The organism is Treponema sp. R80B11-R83G3 (genome assembly GCF_054786115.1).
The window spans coordinates 1-18,505 of record NZ_BDHF01000006.1 but is presented as its reverse complement, the minus strand read 5'-3'; the positions used below and the strand labels follow the sequence as shown (position 1 = coordinate 18,505).

19 protein-coding genes are annotated in these 18,505 nt (G+C 44.4%); 4 read left to right on the top strand and 15 right to left on the bottom strand.

Annotated features, from left to right (window positions below; all coding sequences use genetic code 11):
* Positions 1–32: 32 nt before the first annotated feature.
* Entirely contained in the window at positions 33–368 is a 336-nt protein-coding gene (locus ACYVRH_RS01755; protein ID WP_461255210.1) for a hypothetical protein, read from the top strand.
* A gap of 16 nt (positions 369–384) precedes the next feature.
* Complete coding sequence (locus ACYVRH_RS01750; protein ID WP_461255209.1) at positions 385–711, top strand: hypothetical protein; 327 nt, start codon at positions 385–387, stop codon at positions 709–711.
* A gap of 398 nt (positions 712–1,109) precedes the next feature.
* Here the strand turns inward: ACYVRH_RS01750 and ACYVRH_RS01745 are convergent, their stop codons facing one another.
* The 15 genes from ACYVRH_RS01745 to ACYVRH_RS01675 form a co-directional block, all read right to left on the bottom strand.
* The gene (locus ACYVRH_RS01745; RefSeq protein ID WP_461255208.1) at positions 1,110–1,361 is read right to left on the bottom strand and encodes a hypothetical protein; all 252 of its coding nucleotides are present in this window, start codon (positions 1,359–1,361) and stop codon (positions 1,110–1,112) included.
* 2 nt (positions 1,362–1,363) lie between these two features.
* Entirely contained in the window at positions 1,364–2,062 is a 699-nt protein-coding gene (locus ACYVRH_RS01740; protein WP_461255207.1) for an ORF6N domain-containing protein, read from the bottom strand.
* A gap of 1 nt (position 2,063) precedes the next feature.
* A complete protein-coding gene (locus tag ACYVRH_RS01735; RefSeq protein WP_461255206.1) occupies positions 2,064–3,116 on the bottom strand; it encodes an extracellular solute-binding protein in 1,053 nt (350 codons plus the stop codon).
* A gap of 136 nt (positions 3,117–3,252) precedes the next feature.
* Complete coding sequence (locus ACYVRH_RS01730; protein WP_461255205.1) at positions 3,253–4,377, bottom strand: extracellular solute-binding protein; 1,125 nt, start codon at positions 4,375–4,377, stop codon at positions 3,253–3,255.
* Positions 4,378–4,441: 64 nt separating this feature from the next.
* Positions 4,442–5,206 carry an ABC transporter permease gene (locus ACYVRH_RS01725; RefSeq protein ID WP_461255230.1) on the bottom strand — a complete coding sequence of 255 codons (765 nt, stop codon included), beginning with the start codon at positions 5,204–5,206 and terminating at the stop codon, positions 4,442–4,444.
* Between the two features lie 106 nt (positions 5,207–5,312).
* Entirely contained in the window at positions 5,313–6,152 is an 840-nt protein-coding gene (locus ACYVRH_RS01720; protein WP_461255229.1) for an ABC transporter permease, read from the bottom strand.
* Positions 6,153–6,193: 41 nt separating this feature from the next.
* Positions 6,194–7,333 carry an ABC transporter ATP-binding protein gene (locus ACYVRH_RS01715; RefSeq protein ID WP_461255204.1) on the bottom strand — a complete coding sequence of 380 codons (1,140 nt, stop codon included), beginning with the start codon at positions 7,331–7,333 and terminating at the stop codon, positions 6,194–6,196.
* A gap of 305 nt (positions 7,334–7,638) precedes the next feature.
* Positions 7,639–8,517 carry a tRNA pseudouridine synthase A gene (locus ACYVRH_RS01710; RefSeq protein ID WP_461255203.1) on the bottom strand — a complete coding sequence of 293 codons (879 nt, stop codon included), beginning with the start codon at positions 8,515–8,517 and terminating at the stop codon, positions 7,639–7,641.
* A 1-nt stretch (position 8,518) separates the two neighbouring features.
* Positions 8,519–9,394: a DUF2225 domain-containing protein gene (locus ACYVRH_RS01705; RefSeq protein WP_461255202.1), complete on the bottom strand. Its 876-nt coding sequence runs from the start codon at positions 9,392–9,394 to the stop codon at positions 8,519–8,521.
* 2 nt (positions 9,395–9,396) lie between these two features.
* Complete coding sequence (locus ACYVRH_RS01700; protein ID WP_461255201.1) at positions 9,397–9,771, bottom strand: holo-ACP synthase; 375 nt, start codon at positions 9,769–9,771, stop codon at positions 9,397–9,399.
* Positions 9,768–10,529: a CdaR family protein gene (locus tag ACYVRH_RS01695; RefSeq protein WP_461255200.1), complete on the bottom strand. Its 762-nt coding sequence runs from the start codon at positions 10,527–10,529 to the stop codon at positions 9,768–9,770. The genes ACYVRH_RS01700 and ACYVRH_RS01695 overlap by 4 nt, the downstream gene beginning before the upstream one ends.
* Positions 10,522–11,346 carry a diadenylate cyclase CdaA gene (gene cdaA / locus ACYVRH_RS01690; RefSeq protein WP_461255199.1) on the bottom strand — a complete coding sequence of 275 codons (825 nt, stop codon included), beginning with the start codon at positions 11,344–11,346 and terminating at the stop codon, positions 10,522–10,524. Before cdaA ends, ACYVRH_RS01695 begins: the two co-directional genes overlap by 8 nt.
* 269 nt (positions 11,347–11,615) lie before the next feature.
* Positions 11,616–13,514 (bottom strand): 1-deoxy-D-xylulose-5-phosphate synthase, encoded by a 1,899-nt coding sequence (gene dxs, locus ACYVRH_RS01685; RefSeq protein WP_461255198.1) that lies wholly within the window; start codon positions 13,512–13,514, stop codon positions 11,616–11,618.
* Entirely contained in the window at positions 13,511–14,065 is a 555-nt protein-coding gene (locus ACYVRH_RS01680; protein WP_461255197.1) for a hypothetical protein, read from the bottom strand. Before ACYVRH_RS01680 ends, dxs begins: the two co-directional genes overlap by 4 nt.
* A complete protein-coding gene (locus ACYVRH_RS01675) occupies positions 14,066–16,744 on the bottom strand; it encodes a valine--tRNA ligase (RefSeq protein WP_461255196.1) in 2,679 nt (892 codons plus the stop codon).
* 74 nt (positions 16,745–16,818) lie between these two features.
* Here ACYVRH_RS01675 and ACYVRH_RS01670 point away from each other — a divergent pair, with 74 nt between their 5' ends.
* Positions 16,819–17,784: a glycoside hydrolase family 43 protein gene (locus tag ACYVRH_RS01670; RefSeq protein ID WP_461255195.1), complete on the top strand. Its 966-nt coding sequence runs from the start codon at positions 16,819–16,821 to the stop codon at positions 17,782–17,784.
* Position 17,785: 1 nt separating this feature from the next.
* Positions 17,786–18,418: a DbpA RNA binding domain-containing protein gene (locus tag ACYVRH_RS01665; protein ID WP_461255194.1), complete on the top strand. Its 633-nt coding sequence runs from the start codon at positions 17,786–17,788 to the stop codon at positions 18,416–18,418.
* The last annotated feature ends 87 nt before the right edge of the window (positions 18,419–18,505 follow it).

The following is an 18,505-nucleotide window of genomic DNA, read 5'->3' as shown; positions in this document are numbered from 1 at the left end:
TCGGTGGACATTAAACACGGAGGAGATTTTTTATGTCAAAGAAAATTGCTTTTGTACTTATCTTAGTTCTGCTCTCCAATATGGTTGTATGGGCAGAGGCAGAAGATGGTGGGCTAAGCGAAGAAACCGAAGGTATATTATGGGGAATAGTGGGAGGATTGCTTTTTATAGCTATAATTATCGCTATTGCATTTCCGTCATATGCTGAAGCTGATGCTCCAGATGATGGTATAAGATTGTCTTCAATGCAAAGTGAGTTAAATGACAGAATAACTTCTAGCCCTGTATTGAATTTATTGCAACACGTTAATTTTGGTTATTCGGCAAAGAATGACAAGGTCTTTGCAGGATTTCGTTTCCAATTTTAATACATAAGGAGTTTGTATGACAAAGAAAATCGCGTTTTTTCTTATCTTTATTATGCTATTCAATATGGTTGCATGGGCGGACGATGATGTTGAGGAAGAAGCAACTACATGGATCGTTATTGGAGTTGTTGGTCTTGTTGTCTGTACACTTAGTTTGATATTACTTATTGCTGATGTTGCTGAAACAGATACCCCCGATGATGGTATAAGATTGACCTCAATGCAGGGTGAGTTAAATGACAGAATAACTTCTAACCCTGTATTGAATTTATTGCAACATGTTAATTTTGGTTATTCGGCAAAGAATGACAAAGTTTTTGCAGGACTTCGCTTTCAATTTTAGAGCAAGTGTTGTACATGCCGAGTGCTTGTCACCAAAAAAGAAAACCATCCAAAGGGTGGCAAGTGTCGCTGATAAATAGTGTACGCAATGTATCTGTTACCGCTTTTTTGTAGTGTATCATGTCTTACATGGTACACTCTGGAGAGCGGTGTGCCTTCTTTTTCTTCTTTGTGATCTTTGTCCCTTCGTGTTCTTAGTGTGAAAATTTTTGCGATTAAAACCTTTTCAGATTGTTTACGGTGGTACTTTTTTGATGTGTTTTAGCGGTCAGGCGGCTGTGAAACAGGACACGCAAGGTGTCTGTCAATCGGTTTCTGCTATTAAACCAAGTATTATGATAATGCCTAAAAATAAAAATTTTCAGTTCTGTTAGCCACTTTTTATATTGTTGTCGAATTTCATATCAACCCCGAAATAGCGTTAATGATACTTTCTACGGAACTTTTATCCAACTTGGAAAAGGCAAACCATTTTTTGCCTAAATCTTTCAATGAAGCGCCCAGATGATACACTTCCTTACCGTCATCAATTATTAAAAAACGATCATGACTTTGAGTAAACTGTTTTAAGTCAAAACCGCCGTATTGTTCATTAGCTTTTTGAATGTCCAAATACAATTGTTTGCTTGTATTTTTTGTAAGCAGTAACACTTTTATATTTTTTTCTTTTTTGATAGATGAATAAGAGTTGTTTCATCAATATAATTGTCAATCAACACAATGCTTTTATTGGCGGAACGAATAATTTTTGAGGTAAGTTCGTATGCGTCAAATACTTGCCCAGCAAAGAACACGCCCTGATCGGGTATCGCACCTTTGTTTTCAAGAGCGTTAAAAACTCGTTCAAACTTTTGATCAGTTTCAAGCTGTTTTTGTTCAATTTTATCCAATCGTGAATAAATAAATTGATTGTTTTGTACTATTTTCCGTAATTGTACAAAAGCATTTATAATCTGAATGCTTACCTTAATTGCCATTTCGCTTCGCAAAACGGCAGAAAGCATAGCTACGCCCTGTTCGGTAAAAACATACGGCAGATATTTGATGTTTTGTCCCCGTTTGTTGTTCAAGGTCACAATTTGTGACCTTGAATCCATAGGCGTATTTTTTGACAACCCCATGTGGCCAAGCCGATTACAGACTATAATTAAATCTTCTGTTTCTTTCTCGGTTAATTGAAACCTATATTCCTCAGGAAACCGTTCTATATTTCTCTTTACAGCCTGATTTAATACTTTAGTTTCTACTTTATACATTTCCGCAAGATCACGGTCAATCATTACCTGTAATCCACGAATCGTAAAAATCCGTTTTTCAATTTGAGCTTGCGATATGATAAGTTCTTTGTTCATCTCAATCCCCGATACGAATCGAATTAAACCACGCCTCTGTATAAAGTTCCAAAGACTCCCCTAAATCCTCCACAAGTTGCGTAGAGAGCAGATCAGTCTCGGAATACAAGGAAACGCCCTTTTTTAAACTACGCGCCGGGACGTTTACCGTAGCGGGAAGGCCGAAAGTATCGGCAAACTCGGCGTAGATTTCCGGCCTGTGGATAAAGTCGATAAATTTATGGGCGAGGTTGATATTTCTAGCTCCCTTTAAAATGCACATATTGTCGATAAAAGACGGGCCGCCTTCTTTGGGAATAAAGAAAACAGTCGCTTCCATTAACTGTGGAAAGTCGGCGATTTCTTCATAGACGGCTTCAGGAAAGGCGTGGACTACCCAAAAATCCCCATTCGCGTAACCTTTGGCAAAGGATTCAGCGTCAAATTTTACAAGGTTCGGTTTCCATGAATTGTTTACAAGGTCTTTTGCCTCGTTCACTTGAGCCGGATTTATTGAATTGACGGAGTACCCAAGAAACGCGAGAGCGCCGCCCATCACTTCCCTCATGTCGTCTAACATCGTCATGCGGCCTTTTAGGTCTTCTCTGGCGAATATTGACCAGCTTTCTTCATAATCTGGAACTCTTGACGTGTTGACGACAATGCCGCCCGCGCCGTAAAAATAAGGTACTGAATATTCCATGTCCGGGTCGTAACTTGCCCTTTTAAGCGTTTCCGGATCTATATTTTTTAGGTTAAATAATTTTGAATGATCTAATTTTTCCAACATTCCCTGCCGGATCATTATCGGAACATAATCTTTAGAAGGAAATACCACGTCGTAACCGCCGCGTTTGCCCTTGTTCGCCCTTAACTTGGCGTACATATCTTCGTTAGACGCAAACTCATCGTAAATGATTCTGCAATTGTATTCGTTTTCAAATTTTTCTATTACTGACTCAGGCGTATAATATGTCCAGTTATAAATATACAATTTTTCTTTTGAATTACAGGATAAAATGGCAGGCAACAGCGCCGCCAAAACCGAAAGATGCAGGATACTTTTTTTCCCCATCATCACCTCCTAAAAAAGGCTGTCCAATATAATTTTACCACGAACCACACAAACTTTTTACACATATATTGTCGTTGTTCGTATTGGTTAGTGTGGTTCGTGGTAGAAATTTTTATTTTTGGACCCCTCCAGATTGTTATTCACCAGCTCTTATGGAGTTAAACCATGCGTCATTGTAGAGGTCTAAATTGTCACCAAGATCAAACTTGATTTCCACATTTAGCAGATCCTCCGCCTCGTACATCGGAGTTCCTTTTTTTAACTTGCGGGCAGGCACGTTTGCCGTCGCGGGAAAACCAAACTCATCCGCAAACTCGGCGTAAATTTCCGGCTTGTGAATAAAGTTGATAAATTGATGCGCAAGCTTTATGTTCTTTGATCCCTTTAATATGCACATGCTGTCGATATACGCGGGGCCTCCTTCCCTTGGAAAGAAAAATACGGTGTTTGCCAGCATCTTTTCATCTTCGGCAATTTCTTCAAATACTACTTCAGGATACCCTTGAACTACCCAGAACTCCCCGTTTGCAAAACCTTTACCGAACGCGTCCGCGTCAAATTTTACAAGATTCGGTTTCCATGAATTGTTGATAAGGTCCCTTGCTCTCGCTATCAGCGCCTTATCCGTAGTGTTCACCGAATAGCCGCAAAAGGCAAGGGCATCCCCCATTACTTCGCGCATGTCGTCTAACATTGTCATGCGGCCGCGCAGGTCTTCCCTTGCGAAGATTGACCAGCTTTTTTCATAATTGGGAACCTTTTCCGTATTTACGCATACGCCGGCCGCTCCAAAATAATAGGGAACGGAGTATTCCATATTTGAATCATACTTGGCGTTTATAAGAACAAACGGATCTATGTTAACAAGATTCGGAATTAACGATTTATCTATTTTTTCAAGCATATTTTGTTGTATCATTATTGACGTATAATCCGCCGACGGGAAAACAATATCATAACCGGTGCCTCCTGATTTAAGTTTCGCGTACATGTCTTCGTTAGATGCAAACTCGTCGTAAATAACCCTGACATTGAACTCTTTCTCAAACTTTTCAATCACGGAATCCGGCGTGTAGTAAGTCCAGTTGTAAATGTAAAGCTTTTGCTTTTTCTCACAGCTTCCCGCCAAAAAAACAATCAGACCCAATATGCATGCCGCAGCTAAGCTGCGTACAGTACGTTTCTCTTGTTTTGAACGTAAGCCTCCTTGAGTCTGACTAGAGACCGCGTCCGAATTGGGTAGTTCCATCTTTTCCTCCATAAAAATCCTCCATAAAAAAATATTTTTTAAGTCTCAACGAGACTTGCTTCAACGAAGCCATTACTCATTTGGCGGCAATGTACTTTAAAAATTTTCTAAGCATAACGCAAAGAAGTACGGTGCCTAATATCATCACGACGGAAAGCGCGCTTATTAATGGCGTAACGCCTCCTTTTCTTGTAATAGCCGAATATATAAAAATCGGCAGAGTGGAAGAGCCGGGGCCGGCGACAAAGAATGTGATTACAAAGTCTTCCAGCGATAATGTAATTGCCGTAAGAAGCCCGGAAATAATGCCCGGCATACATATTGGAAGAGTTACCTTAAACAGAGTTTGTTTTTCGCTTGCGCCAAGATCGGCTGCGGCTTCTATTATTGAAAAGTCAAATTCATCAAGCCGCGCCATTACCATTAAAAATACAAACGGAAGGTTAAAAGTTGTATGCGCGACAAAAATAGTGAAAAGCCCGAGCGGAATGCCGATGCCTGCGAAAAAAATAGAAAGCGAAACGCCGATGATAATTTCGGGCAGAATCATTGGAAGAAATGAAATTGTTTGAACATAGCCGCGCATTTTAAATCTGTACCAGTTAATTCCTATCGCGCCTATGGTTCCTATTACCGTCGCAGTAGCCGCCGAAGAGACTGCGATAATTAGGCTGTTTCTTAAAGCCCTCCACAATTCACGTGAGCCTAAAAGTTTTTCGTACCACCTCAGGGAAAACCCAGTCCAATTCATGCTTGTAGAAGCGTTAAATGAATAAACTACAAGGACGAAAAGCGGCAGAAACAGAAAAATAATGGTAACCAAAAATACGGTCTGTGACATTGAAAAACGCTGTCTATAAGCGCGTTTCGCGTGCCTTGCCGCCTCACCTTGATTTTTTGGCGATCTTAAAGAAGTGATAATTCTAGCCGCTATGCTTTGACCCAAATTACACCCCCTCCGCAGCCGTTTTATGCGCTTTAGCTTCGGCTGTTTTTGACGCGTCTTTTTTCTGTATATACATCATCCATACGACGCCGATAGTGGTTACTACCGTTAACACCATGGAAATCGCGGCGGCGCGGGGCCAGTTACGCGATTTTAAAAGCTGGTCGGCTATTATGTTTCCAAGCATGTATGAATCCATGCCGCCAACAAGGAGCGGTACCGCATAAGCGCCGAAAATCGGGATGAATGTAAAAAGCACCGCTGTAAACATTCCGCCCCTGATATTGGGAAGCAGTATTTTTATCATCGACGTAAGTTTGTTAGCGCCAAGATCACGCGCAGCTTCCAAAAGAGAGAAATCAAATTTATCTATTGTAGAAAACAAAGGCAGAATGGCGTAGGGCAGGTACATGTAAACTAACACAAGGATAACGGCTTTTTGGTTGTAAAGGAACGGTATATAATCTTTAACTATTTTAAACCGCGCCAGCATTTCATTAAGAAAACCGTTGTTTCCAAGAATAGTCATCCACGCGAATACCCTGATAAGAAAGTTTGTCCAGAATGGGATGATGATAAGGAGCAAAAGCAAGGTTTGATGTTTGCTTCTTGCCATGCAGTAGCCGCAGGGAAGCGCTATTAAAATTGTAATAACGGTTGCAATTAATGAAGTAATAATTGTACGCAAGGTAATGCTTAAAAATACCGGGTCTTTAAGATAGCGGTAAGCTTCAAGAGACAGATATTTTTCTACGCCGCCGTATAATCCTTTTTTTAAAAAACTGTAAAGAACGATGATGAGAATGGGCGCGAGGAAAAAGATAGTGAACCAAACCGCCATTGGGGCGGAGTAGAGCGGGCCGTAATTCTTGGCCTTGAGGTTCAACTTTTCACCTCGACTATGTAGCCGTCAACGGCGCTCCATGAGAGAAAGACTGAATCCTTCCAGCGGATATCTGGCCCTTCGTCTGAATAATTAGCGTGTTGTTTTATCACGCGGATAAGGGTTTTGTCCTGCACCTTAACATAGAACTTTGTCTGAAAACCGGAATAAATAGGTTCGTCAACTGTTCCTTGCAAATGGTTTATATAAGAACGTTTTGTAGTCGGCATTTCTTTTGTAATGACAATTTTTTCAGGCCTTATTGTAAAACTTACATGCTGCCCGATTTTTACTTCGTCTACGTCTGTCACTTTAATTTTGCCTAACTCGGGGATTTCCACTTCCGCCAAATATTCCGTTTCATCGCTACTATCGTTAATTTTTACTTTTTCCACGCTTGTAATAACGCCGTCAAAAAGATTGGTTTCCCCAATAAAATGGGCGACAAAATCAGTGGAGGGGCTTTCGTAAATTTCATGGGGCGTGCCGATTTGCAGAATATCGCCCTTGTTCATAACCGCAAGGCGGTCTGAGACCGAAAGCGCTTCCTGCTGATCGTGCGTTACATAGATGAACGTTATGCCGATTTCATCATGGATGCGGTCAAGCTCTATCAGCATGTGCTGGCGCAGTTTCGCGTCAAGGGCGGAAAGAGGCTCGTCAAGCAACAACACTCGCGGTTCATTTATTAGCGCGCGCGCGATAGCCACCCTTTGTTTTTGTCCGCCCGAAAGCTGGTTGGGTTTTTTATCGGCGTGTCCTTCAAGACGCACAAGATTTAAGTATTGTTCAACTTTAGATTTAATTTCCGATTCAGGAAGTTTTTTTAACCGGGGCGAGAACGCGACATTTTCAAAAACTGTAAGGTGGGGAAATAAAGCGTAATTTTGGAATACGGTATTTGTATGGCGCTTGTTTGGGGGCAGGGAAAGCACATTGTTTCCGTCCAAGGTTAGCGTCCCTTCATCGGGATGTTCAAAACCGGCAATGATGCGCAACAGCGTAGTCTTTCCGCATCCCGACGGTCCCAGCAGGGAAAAAAATTCTCCCTTTTTAATTTCAAGGCTCACATTATTGAGCACTACGAAATCATCAAAGGATTTGCAAATCCCGTTGATGACAACATTGCTACCTATCAATATATTCCTTCCAGCCTCCCTTCAGGAGCAATGCGCCGGGCTTCACGGCGCGGCATCATCCAGTGCCGTCCAGATTTTTCGTCTATGTGAACAATGGGGATTTTTTAAAAACTTGTCAATAGGTTTTTTAAATTTTTTTCTGAAGAGATCACACAAAGAACACAAAGAAGAGGGAGTGGGGAGTAGGGAATGAGGAGTGGGGTTTGTCGCGTGGGCTTCACGATAAGATAACGGACAAAAACCCCACTCCCTACTCCCTAGTCCCTACTCCCTATATTTTCTTCCTTTGTGTGAGGTCTTTAGAACTAATACTCCACTTGCCACAGGAATAGCCCCTGTGGAGGCAGGGTGGGGCCGGCTAGGGAACGGTCCCCGGCGGCGATGATTTCGCGCAGTTTTTCTGGCGGCGTGGAGGTTTCTTCGTAGTGAAGGAATGTGCCGGCTACGGAGCGGACCATGTTGCGAAGGAATGCGTTGGCGCAGATTTCAAAAATAAGGGAGTCTCTTTCCGCGTAAAAATACGCCCTGTAAACATAACGGTTTTTTGAGGCGCTTGCGTCTCCCGCGCCCGCGAAAATTGAGCAGTCTGTTTCTCCAAGGAGAAGCCTTCCGTATGCGTTAAGGAGTTCAAGGCGCGGGAAACGACGCAGTTGCAGGTTATACCTGCTTTCATGCGGCAGAAGAGGGCGGCAGATAAATTGGTAACGGTAAAGCCGCGCCTTTGCGCTGAAGCGGGCGTGAAATTCACCGTCTGTTTCGCAGGATTCAAGCACTCTTACGTCCTTCGGCAGTGAAGAGTTCAGCGCGGGAGTGAATCGATCGGCTGGAATGTTTTCGATATCCGTGTAAAAATTTGCCGCCTGCCCAAGAGCGTGAACGCCTGAATCAGTTCTGCCTGAGCCTGTCAGATTTACAGGATGGCCGTGCATTTTTTCAAGCGCGTCTTCTATGACTCCCTGCACAGTTCTGTATGTAGCTGTCCGATAAGTTTGAATTTTACCACGAACCACACGAACATCACGAACTTTTTGCACATATCTTGTCGTTGTTCGTGCATGTACCGAAGGTACTAGTTCGTGTGGTTCGTGGTAGAAATTTTCTTTTTGGACAGCCCCATTCTGCCGCTGCCAGCCGCAAAAATCAGTTCCGTCATAAGCGATGGTAAGCTTGATATTCCTTTCCATATCATTCGTTTACGGAAAGTTCCTGATTGATCGTGTCGTAGAGTTTTCTAGCCAGTTCAAGAAACGCGCCCGGTTTGTCTTTAGACGCTTTGCCCATGCCGAATAGTTTTGCGATTGTTCTGCGCGCGTCTTCAAGAGATGTTTTTCTCTCTTCATCGTTATGGGCGGGGCCGAATTTATAACGAAGGTAGGCGCACATATACAACATTCCTTCGTAAGAATAATTTTTATCCGTGTCAGGACCGAAAGCTTTCATTCCTGAAAGAGTTTCCCTGCCGCTCTGCTCGCGGGAAAGGGCCTCGTTGTAAAGGTACTGCGCCTTTTTTCTGAAAAGAGTGCCAAGCCAGTCATAATGCTGGTCGGGGAATTTGGCGTTAAGCTCGTCTAAAAGCCACGCGCATCGTATTGCCGCAAGCCCCTGTTTAATTGTAGGGGAAGTCGATTTGTTGTAATAGTCATAACAGCGTAATGTAAGATATAAGGAAGCCGCCCCGTCCATCAATGTTCTGTTTTCATGAAATTCAATATTTGGAAAAACAAGCTGGGTTTCTTTCATTCGCTTTTCCACGTCGTCTTTTACCTTTCTCGCGTTTTCTTTTGGCAGTGACAGAAAGTCCGCTTCCATGGATGAGAACCAGCATTCAGGGCAGACGATTGACTCGTATACAAGTGGGAAAATCACCCCGTATTTTTTTGAAGGTTCGTAAAGCCTGTGAAGCTCCTCCGTAAGTTTTCCCGCTATCAATCTTCCGCCGCCCGAGAAAAGCTCTTCTTTACGGAATATCGCGCCGCACGCGGGGCATGTATATTCTTTTTTTGACAGATAAGTCAGTTTTAATTCTTTATCTTCATCTTCGACTTTCTTTTTTCTTACCATTTTTACGCCCTCTCCAAAACGATCATGGCAACCGCATTCTCTCTTTCATGGGTAAGGGAAATATGCGTCCTGTCCGCGCCTGATTTTTCAAACGCTTTTTGCGCGGTGCCGGTTAATTTAATATCCGGCTTTCCCTTATCGTTATTAATTACAATAATATCTTTTAATTCAATTTCTGCAAGCCCGCTTCCAAGAGCCTTGCCAAACGCTTCTTTCGCCGCGAATCTCGCGGCTAATGATTGAGCCGCGCTGTTTTTTCTGGAAAGCGCGAGGGAAAGCTCCTCCTGATGAAAATACCTGTTAAGGAGCGCTGAGTTGCCAAGCCAGCGCTCCATGCGTTTAACTTCAACTATATCAACGCCGATTCCCGTAATCATTCTTCGCCGCCTGTTAAAGCGTCGCTTGTTAAAGCGCCGTTTGTTAAAACGCCGCTTGCGCTTTCCGCCTGATTTTCCGCCCTTCTTTCTCGCGCTATACGGCTGATTGCTCCCCTAAATTCCAGCAAATTGCTTCCGTAAATAGACAGCATAGGATTATCATTTTTTATGTTAACCATGACGGTAAAATCGTTATACCGCCCGTCAAGATTGATTGTTTCAGTGTTAAATTCGATATGGCCGTCAAGTATTGAACGTGGGCCCTCGACAATTACGCTTGACGGGATTAGCGATTGGTTGGCAAGCTCGTAACCTTCGGCGACTGTTCCGCTTAATACGGGAAATACGCTGACGTTACGTGTTACTTTTTGTTCAAGAAGGAGCGGGATTTCTATCGGAAGAACGGATATTTCCAAAGGTTCGACTCCGAGAGCGCCGCCTTTTTTGCGGATTTGAACCGGCACCCTGTAATTTCCTTCGTTAGAATATCTTGCAAGATCGATATAGGCTTCTATGTCTTCCGCAAGTATCGGCTGAATTCCTTCGGGTTCTCCACGAACGGATACTCTTACCGAGGTCGCGAAAGAATTTACCGGTATTAGGGCGTCATTTGATTCAACTAACAGCGGCACCGTGAAAAAACGGGTTTCCAGATTGTTCATTCTGTAAAAGATTGAAATAATAACCGCCGCCGCCAAAGAGAGAACTTTAACAGGCCATTTTTCCGTTATTTTTGCAAAAAGCCCGGCTCTATTCAACAAAAACCTCCATTTCCTCTTTAGGATTATCTTTCTGCGCCGCTTCTTTTCTGCTTCCCTTGTCGAGCAGTTCCATTAATTTGCGCGTAACCTCCGCGGAAGATAAATCGTAATAAAGTTTTGAATCGTAAGCGAGGGAAATAGCCCCCGTTTCTTCGGACACGATAAGCACTACCGCGTCTGATTGTTCCGCCATGCCGAGGCTCGCCCTGTGCCGCGTGCCGAAATTTTTGCGTATATCCTGCCTTTCAGAAAGCGGCAGAAAACATCCGGCGGAGATTATTTTTCCGCCGTAGACAACCAGCGCCCCGTCATGCAGGGGGCCGTCAAATTCAAAAATAGCCACGATTAAGCTTGATGAAATTTCCGCGTTGATTCTTGTTCCGGTATCAATAATGTTTTTTAAATTTATCTTTCGCGGAAAAACAACTAACATCCCCCTTCTTTTTTCAGAGAGAAGTTCCGCGGCGGTTACAACCGCGTCAAGTTTTCCGATATTCGCGATAGCGTTGGGTTTGAAAAATTCCGTCTGACCGAGGCGCAAAACTATTTTTCTAAGCTCAGGCTGGAATACGATTGCAATCGCGATAAAAAGGCCGGGGGCAATTATTGTAAGCGCCCAGCGCAAAGTTGTAAGGTTAAGAAACCATGCTATGCCGTAAACCAAAAATAGAAAACCTGTCCCCTTAACCAGAGGAAGTGCCTGAGTTTTTTCCAGCAATTCGTAACCCTTGTACAGAATGAAGGCGAGAAGCACTATATCCAGTACGGGGCGGATATGCTCATATATGGAAAGAAGCCATTGAAACCAATTCATTTGTTATCTTTATTTATACAACAATTTGCCAGAATCGACAATCGTTAATTTAGGCAAATATTCGAGAAAGTTCACACGAAGATCACTAAGGAACAAAGATCACGAAGGGGGAATAGGGTTGTTATTTCAATTAGCAATGAGCAATTTCGTTGTTTGGGGGCGCGGCATCTTGGCAAGACGCTATGCTTGCTAACTTCGCTCATTGCTCACTGCTAATTGCTCACTGCTCATTGCTCATTGCTCATTGCTCATTGCTCACTGCTCATTGCTCACTGTTCATTGGTTTTCAATATTGTTTCCGCTATTCCTTTACCGTCAAGCCCGTTTTCCGCAAGCAACTCTTCTCTGGTTCCCAACGCCCTGTCTTCCTCAAAAAAAGCGTTTTCTGCGGCAATAACCGCGATTTTTGCCGTACAAGAGAGCCTGAGCGCGAGGGACGCAGCATATTCGCCGAAACCGCCTTCCCTCATGCCCTCTTCGATAAACGTCACTAGTTTGTATTTGTTCATCAAATTCGCCAAATAGTCTTCGTCAACTGGTTTTAAAAAACGCAGATTGTACAAATCCGCAGAAATTCCCTTATCCTTCAATATATTGGCGGCTTCAAGCACTTCAACGTAAAGACTTCCCGTAAAAGCAAGGCAGACTTGAGCGTTCCCGCTCTTTAAAACCCAAGTCCCGCGCCCTTTTTCAAGCGGTTTTGAAAAAGCTTCGGTTTCCTGAGGGCATAACGCTTTTGGGTAGCGAATCATGACTGGGCCTGTTTCAAGGTTTATGCCGTAATCCAGCATAAGTTTCATTTCATTGTCGCTTGCGGGGCAGAGCAGAGTCATATTGGGAGCGCTGCGAAAAAGAGTGATGTCAAACAAGCCTTGATGGGTTTCGCCGTCCACGCTTACAAAACCCGATCTGTCAAGCGCGAAAATGACGGGCAGTTTTTGGAGAGCCGCGTCTTGAAACGCCTGATCTACGGCGCGTTGGATAAATGTTGAATAAACCGCCACTACAGGGCGCAATCCCTGCGCGGCAAGGGCGGCTGCAAAGGTTACCGCGTGTTCTTCGGCAATGCCCACGTCGTAAAAGCGGTTTGGGAAATCACGGGCGAAGGCGGATAGGCCGGTGCCTGTTTTCATGGCGGCGGTTACTGCTGCAATTCGTTTGTCTTTTGCCGCAGCTTCAAGGAGGCATCTTGAAAAACTTTCCGTGAAACTCTTTTTACTCTTATTGCCCTGCTCTATTCCGCCGTCAACCGAGAAAGAACCTACGCCGTGGTAACTGTCAGGGTCGTCTTCCGCGTAACCATACCCTTTGCCTTTGCGCGTAATTAAGTGAATTACAACAGGGCGGTTTAATTTGCGCACGTCTTCTAAAATGCCGATAAGCGTTTGAATGTTGTGTCCGCCTATCGGCCCCACATACTCAAAACCCAAGTCTACAAAAAAATTGTCGATATAAAAAACCGCTTTAACGGCGCGTTTAAGCCTGACTACCAGATTAAAAAACGCGTTGCCGATAAACGGGATTTTTTTTGCCATCGCGTCAAAATTTCTGCGGAAGGTTTGATATTTTTCCTTCATGGAAAGTCTGCTTAAATATTTTGAAAGCCCTCCGACATTTCTGCTAATGGACATTTTATTGTCATTTAAAATTACAATTAACGGAAGCCCGAGATGTCCGCAGTGTGACAGGGCTTCGTAGGCCATTCCTCCCGTGAGAGCGCCGTCTCCAATTACCGCTATTGCCCGCGAATTGCCGCCCTGTATTCTGTCAGCGGCCAAAAGCCCCAAAGCTGCTGAAATTGACGTTGAGGCGTGGCCCGTATTAAAAGCGTCGTGAATATTTTCACTGCGCTTTGGGAAACCGGCGATTCCCCCTTTTTTACGAAGGGACGAGAACGAGTTAAAACGGCCTGTTATTAATTTATGCGCGTAACACTGATGTCCCACGTCCCAGACAATTTTATCGGATGGGGAGTCAAATACGCGGTGAAGGGCTATTGTCAGCTCCACTATTCCAAGATTCGCCGATAAATGCCCACCGTTACTCGAAACCGTAGAAACAATCTTATCCCTTATTTCCTGCGCCAGCGCGTTTAGTTCGCGGATGGTTAATTTTTTTATATCTTGCGGAGAATGTATCTGAGGCAATAACACGGACGATTTTATCATTTGTAATTAATATCTTCCAGATATTTACGTTTTATTTTTACAAGGTCTGTAAGCTCTGTAAGCATATTACCATTGACCTGAGCGGCAAGAGGGAAAAGATATTTTTCCGTCTCGTTTATATAGCGTTCCACAAAGGCAAGATTGTTTACAAATCCGAGGGAAATCATATTGGATATGCGATCCGCTACTTTTAAAGTTTTAGCGTCAAAAGAAGCTGTTTCGATTATACGCGTAAGAAAATCAGGTTTTGTTTCGCCGTGTTTGCGCGTAACTTCAAGAACAAGGTTATAAACGGCGGGGCTGTCACAATCTATGGAAAGTAAAGTATTGTGATTAAAGTTAGGGATATCCTCAAGCACGTCGTGGACAAGGGAGGCTTTAAGCAATACCGAATTAACATAACCGTAGTCGATAAGGATTCCCAAGGTGTCAATCTGATGACGGAACATATTACCGCCGCCTTCGCGTGATTTTCCGATTAAATGCGTGGCTACTTGAATATACGGCGCAAGGTGCATTCCGCTGATCTGCCACATTTGTTCTGTTGTCATTTATAAATCCCTTAAATATCCCGCAAGTTTTTCCGTGCGCCTGACTGCCTCTTCCAGTTTTTTTCTCTGTTCTTCTACAAGTTCCCCCGGCGCGTTTTTAACAAATTGTTCATTGGCGAGTTTTGCGCGGATGCTTTCTATATATTTGCGGTCTCGCTCAAGGTCTCCCGATAATTTTTTCTTTAACGCGGCAGTATCCACAGCCTCGGCAACAAATACAAAAATTTCAAAGCTTGTTCCCGCAAGGCCGATAGAACCTGCCGGTCTTCCGCTTGACGCGCCGCTTGCCGCTTCAATCTGTAATTCGCCAGCCCCGGCTAAAAGTTTTATCAGAGCTTCGTTCTCCCTGAATACCGTTTCCAATTCAGCGCCCGATCTTATTAACAGGCGCAGTTTTTTTTCCGGCGTTATGCCGCATTCGCTCCGTAAAGTACGCGCCATTCCAACAACCGATTGAAGCGCGGCAAAATTTTTCTCTTGCAGAGAATCACTGTACTTTTCATCATATATGGGATATTGTGCGTTAATTAGCAATGTTTTCGCGCCCGAAGGCTTGGAATTTGCCGGTAATTTTTGGTAGATTTCCTCTGTAACAAACGGGAGCAAGGGGTGAAGCAGGCGCAGGGATTTGGACAGCACGTCCAATAATACCGTCGTGGAGCGGTCTTTTTCAGCGTCATCGCCGCCCTTCATGGAAAGTTTAGTCGCTTCAACATACCAGTCGCAAAAATCATTCCAGAAAAATTCATAAGCGGTTTGGGCGGCGTCGTTGTAACGGTAGGAAAGAAACGCTTCCCTCATAGACTTTGCAGCGTCGTTTAACCGCGAATAGATCCATTTATCAGCGGGGATTAAGGCGGGATTTTCTTGCAAATTACGGCCTTCAAGATTCATCAATATATAACGGCTCGCGTTCCACACCTTATTCGCGAATTTTGTCCCCATCTTAAATGACTCTTTGTCAACAAGAACGTCCTGTCCCTGGGCGCACATAAAGGCAAGAGTGAACTTCATAGCGTCAGCGCCAAACTCGTCCACAAGCTCCAACGGATCAAGCCCGTTGCCCAGAGACTTGCTCATCTTGCGTCCCTGTTTGTCGCGCACAAGCCCGTGAATGTAAATGTCGCGGAACGGCGCTTTGCCGGTAAACTCAAGGCCAGCCATGATCATTCTTGATACCCAAAAAAAGATGATGTCGTAAGCTGTGATAAGGGCGCTTGTCGGGTAATACTTTTTAAAATCATCGGTATTGCAATCCGCGTTCTCCCAGCCCAAAGTGCTGAACGGCCACAGCCAGCTTGAAAACCACGTGTCAAGCACGTCTGGGTCTTGCTCGATGTTTTTGCTCTTGCAGTGGGGGCAAGTATCAATGTCGTTACGTGAAACTGTAATCTTGCCGCAGTTGGCGCAAGTCCATGCCGGGATTCTATGCCCCCACCACAGTTGTCTGCTGACGCACCAGTCCCTTATGTTTTCCATCCAGTGTTTATAGGTGTTTTCCCATTTTTTTGGATAAAAAATAATTTCGCCTTTCTGCCAGGAAGCGAGCGCTTTTTCAGCTAACGGCTTCATGCGGACAAACCACTGCTCGGAGAGGAACGGCTCTATTACCGTATGGCAGCGGTAACAATGCCCGACCGAGTGGTTGAGCGGCTCGTCCTTCACATACCAGCCGCCTGATTTGAGGTCTTCTATTACGGCTGCCCTTGCCTTTGCCACCGAAAGCCCTCTGTATTTTTTGGGAACTTCGCCGTTAAGCGTTCCGTCCGGGTTGAGAATATTGATAATTGCAAGGTTGTGCCGCTTCGCCAGTTCCCAGTCATTTGGATCATGCGCGGGCGTTACCTTTAACGCTCCAGTTCCAAAGCCGCGCTCCACATAAGAATCAAAAATAAGCGGAATATCCCGCTCAGTCAGCGGAAGGCGAAGGGTTTTGCCTTTAAGGGCGGAATAGCGCTCATCTTCGGGGTGGACTGCTACTGCGGTGTCACCTAACAGCGTTTCAGGGCGCGTTGTGGCAATCTCAATGTAGTTCTCCTTATCGCCGGAAAAATAATAGCGGATATGGTACATTTTCCCCTTTGTGTCCTCATGATCAACTTCGTCGTCCGCGAGGGCGGTTCCGCAGGAAGTGCACCAGTTTACAAGGTAGTTTCCTTTATATAAAAGATTGCGCTCGTAAAGGGTGACAAAAACTTCGCGCACGGCGCGGGAAAGCCCGTCGTCCATAGTAAAACGTTCGCGCTTCCAGTCAAGGCTTGCCCCTATTTTTTCAAGCTGTTTTGTAATAATCGCGTGGTGATCTTTTTTTACCTTCCATGTCTCTTCAAGAAACTTTTCGCGCCCGATTTCGCGGCGGCTTTTTCCCTTTTCTTTTAACTTGCGTTCCACTACGTTTTGAGTCGCGATACCGGCGTGGTCTGTTCCCGGAACCCAAAGGGCGGGAACGCCCGTCATGCGGTAAAAACGGACAATAATATCCTGCAAACTGTTATTCAGCCCGTGCCCCGCGTGAAGAACGCCCGTGACATTCGGAGGCGGAATTACCACGACAAACGGTTTTCCGTTAATGTCAGAGGCGGCCTCCGGGGCAAAAGCGCCTGAGTTTTTCCATAGGGCATAGATGCGGTCCTCAAAGGATTTAGGATCATAGGCTTTCGCGAGTTCAATTGAATTCATAATTTGAAATATACTTTTTTAATTAAAACAATTCAACACTTGCAAAAATCAGGATTTCCTGATATTTTATAAGTATGAGGTATTTATTTCCTGACGACTATATGGCAGACCCTGCCGTCCATCTTTTTAACGGCAAGCTGTTTATCTACCCTTCCCACGACCGTGAAAGTGGCATTGGCGAAAATGACAATGGCGATCACTTCGATATGAAAGATTACCATGTCTTTTCCTTGGAAGACGCTGATAATGGAAAGGTGACGGATCATGGAGTAATTTTAGACATAAAGGATATTCCCTGGGCAGGCCGCCAATTATGGGACAACGATGTTGCCCATAAGAACGGCAAGTATTACCTGTATTTCTCGTTAAAGGATAAAAATGACGTTTTCCGCCTCGGCGTCGCCGTCTCAGACCGTCCAGAAGGGCCGTTTAAGGCGCAGGGTGATCCGATTCGAGGCAGTTACAGTATCGACCCTTGCGTATTTGAAGAAAAAGGCGAATATTACATATATTTTGGCGGACTTTGGGGCGGCCAGCTTCAACGCTATAAGGACAATAAGGCTTTGGAAACAGGCGGGACATTCCCTGCTAATAACGAGCCGGCGATTTGCTCAAGGGTTGCAAAATTAAGCGCGGATATGCTCCAGTTTGCCGAAGAGCCGCATCCCGTTGTCATTCTCGGCAAAGACGGAAAGCAGATTACAGCCGGCGAAAAAGAAAAGCGTTTTTTTGAAGCTTCATGGATGCACAAGTGCAACGGCAAATATTATTTCTCTTATTCAACTGGCGACACCCACCTTTTATGCTATGCCACAGGCGACAATCCCTACGGGCCGTTTACATATCAGGGAGTAATATTAACGCCAGTAGTCGGTTGGACAACCCATCACTCAATTACTGAATACAAGGGCAAGTGGTACCTTTTCCACCACGACAGCGGTCCTTCAGGCGGCGTAACATGGCTTCGCAGTTTGAAAGTAACGGAATTAAAATACAATCCTGACGGTACAATACAGACAATAAGTGGCGGTGGAGGTTGAGATGCCGTTTGATAAGGAAAAAGCAAAACGGAATCTTGAAGGAATTCTTGAAAAATTCAATACCGATACCGATATTGCCCTTCTGCATGAATACCATAAACTCTATAAAAAAGAAGTTTCGCTTTTTAAGCGCTCGTGGGCGGCAGCATGGCTTTTTATGTACTATGACAAAAGAGAAACGCCAAGCCCGCGTCCAGTGGGCAGCCCGCGTCCAGTGGGCAGCCAGCGTCCCAATGACCGTCTGCGTCCCAAAGATAACCCACGCCCTGTGGACAGCCCGCAAAAAGATGAAAAGCAACAAAAAACAAAGGAGAATAATTCCGAAGTAAATAAAACATCCGCGCCGGTTGAGACGCTCTTGTCAGAAGAAGAATCAAAAATACTTTTTATCAGCATCGGCAAAAACCGCCGCCTGTATCCTCGGGAAGTTATCACTCTTATAATGTCGAAAAGTTCAGCCGCAAGGGAAGATATTGGCGTTATCCGCATTTTAGATAATTATTCTTTTGTGCAGGTAAAAGATACAAAAGCCGATGAAATTATCGCCGTTCTTACAGGGCTTAAATTTCGCGGCAGAACTTTGACCGTCAACTACGCCAAACCCAAGAGCGCGGATGGCGACGGCTCAAAATGAAATAAATCGGAAAAGATACAGAACTAAAAAAATAAAAACAAGATTGACGCAAATTCCCGCCAGTATTAAAACCCATGCCAGAAATTC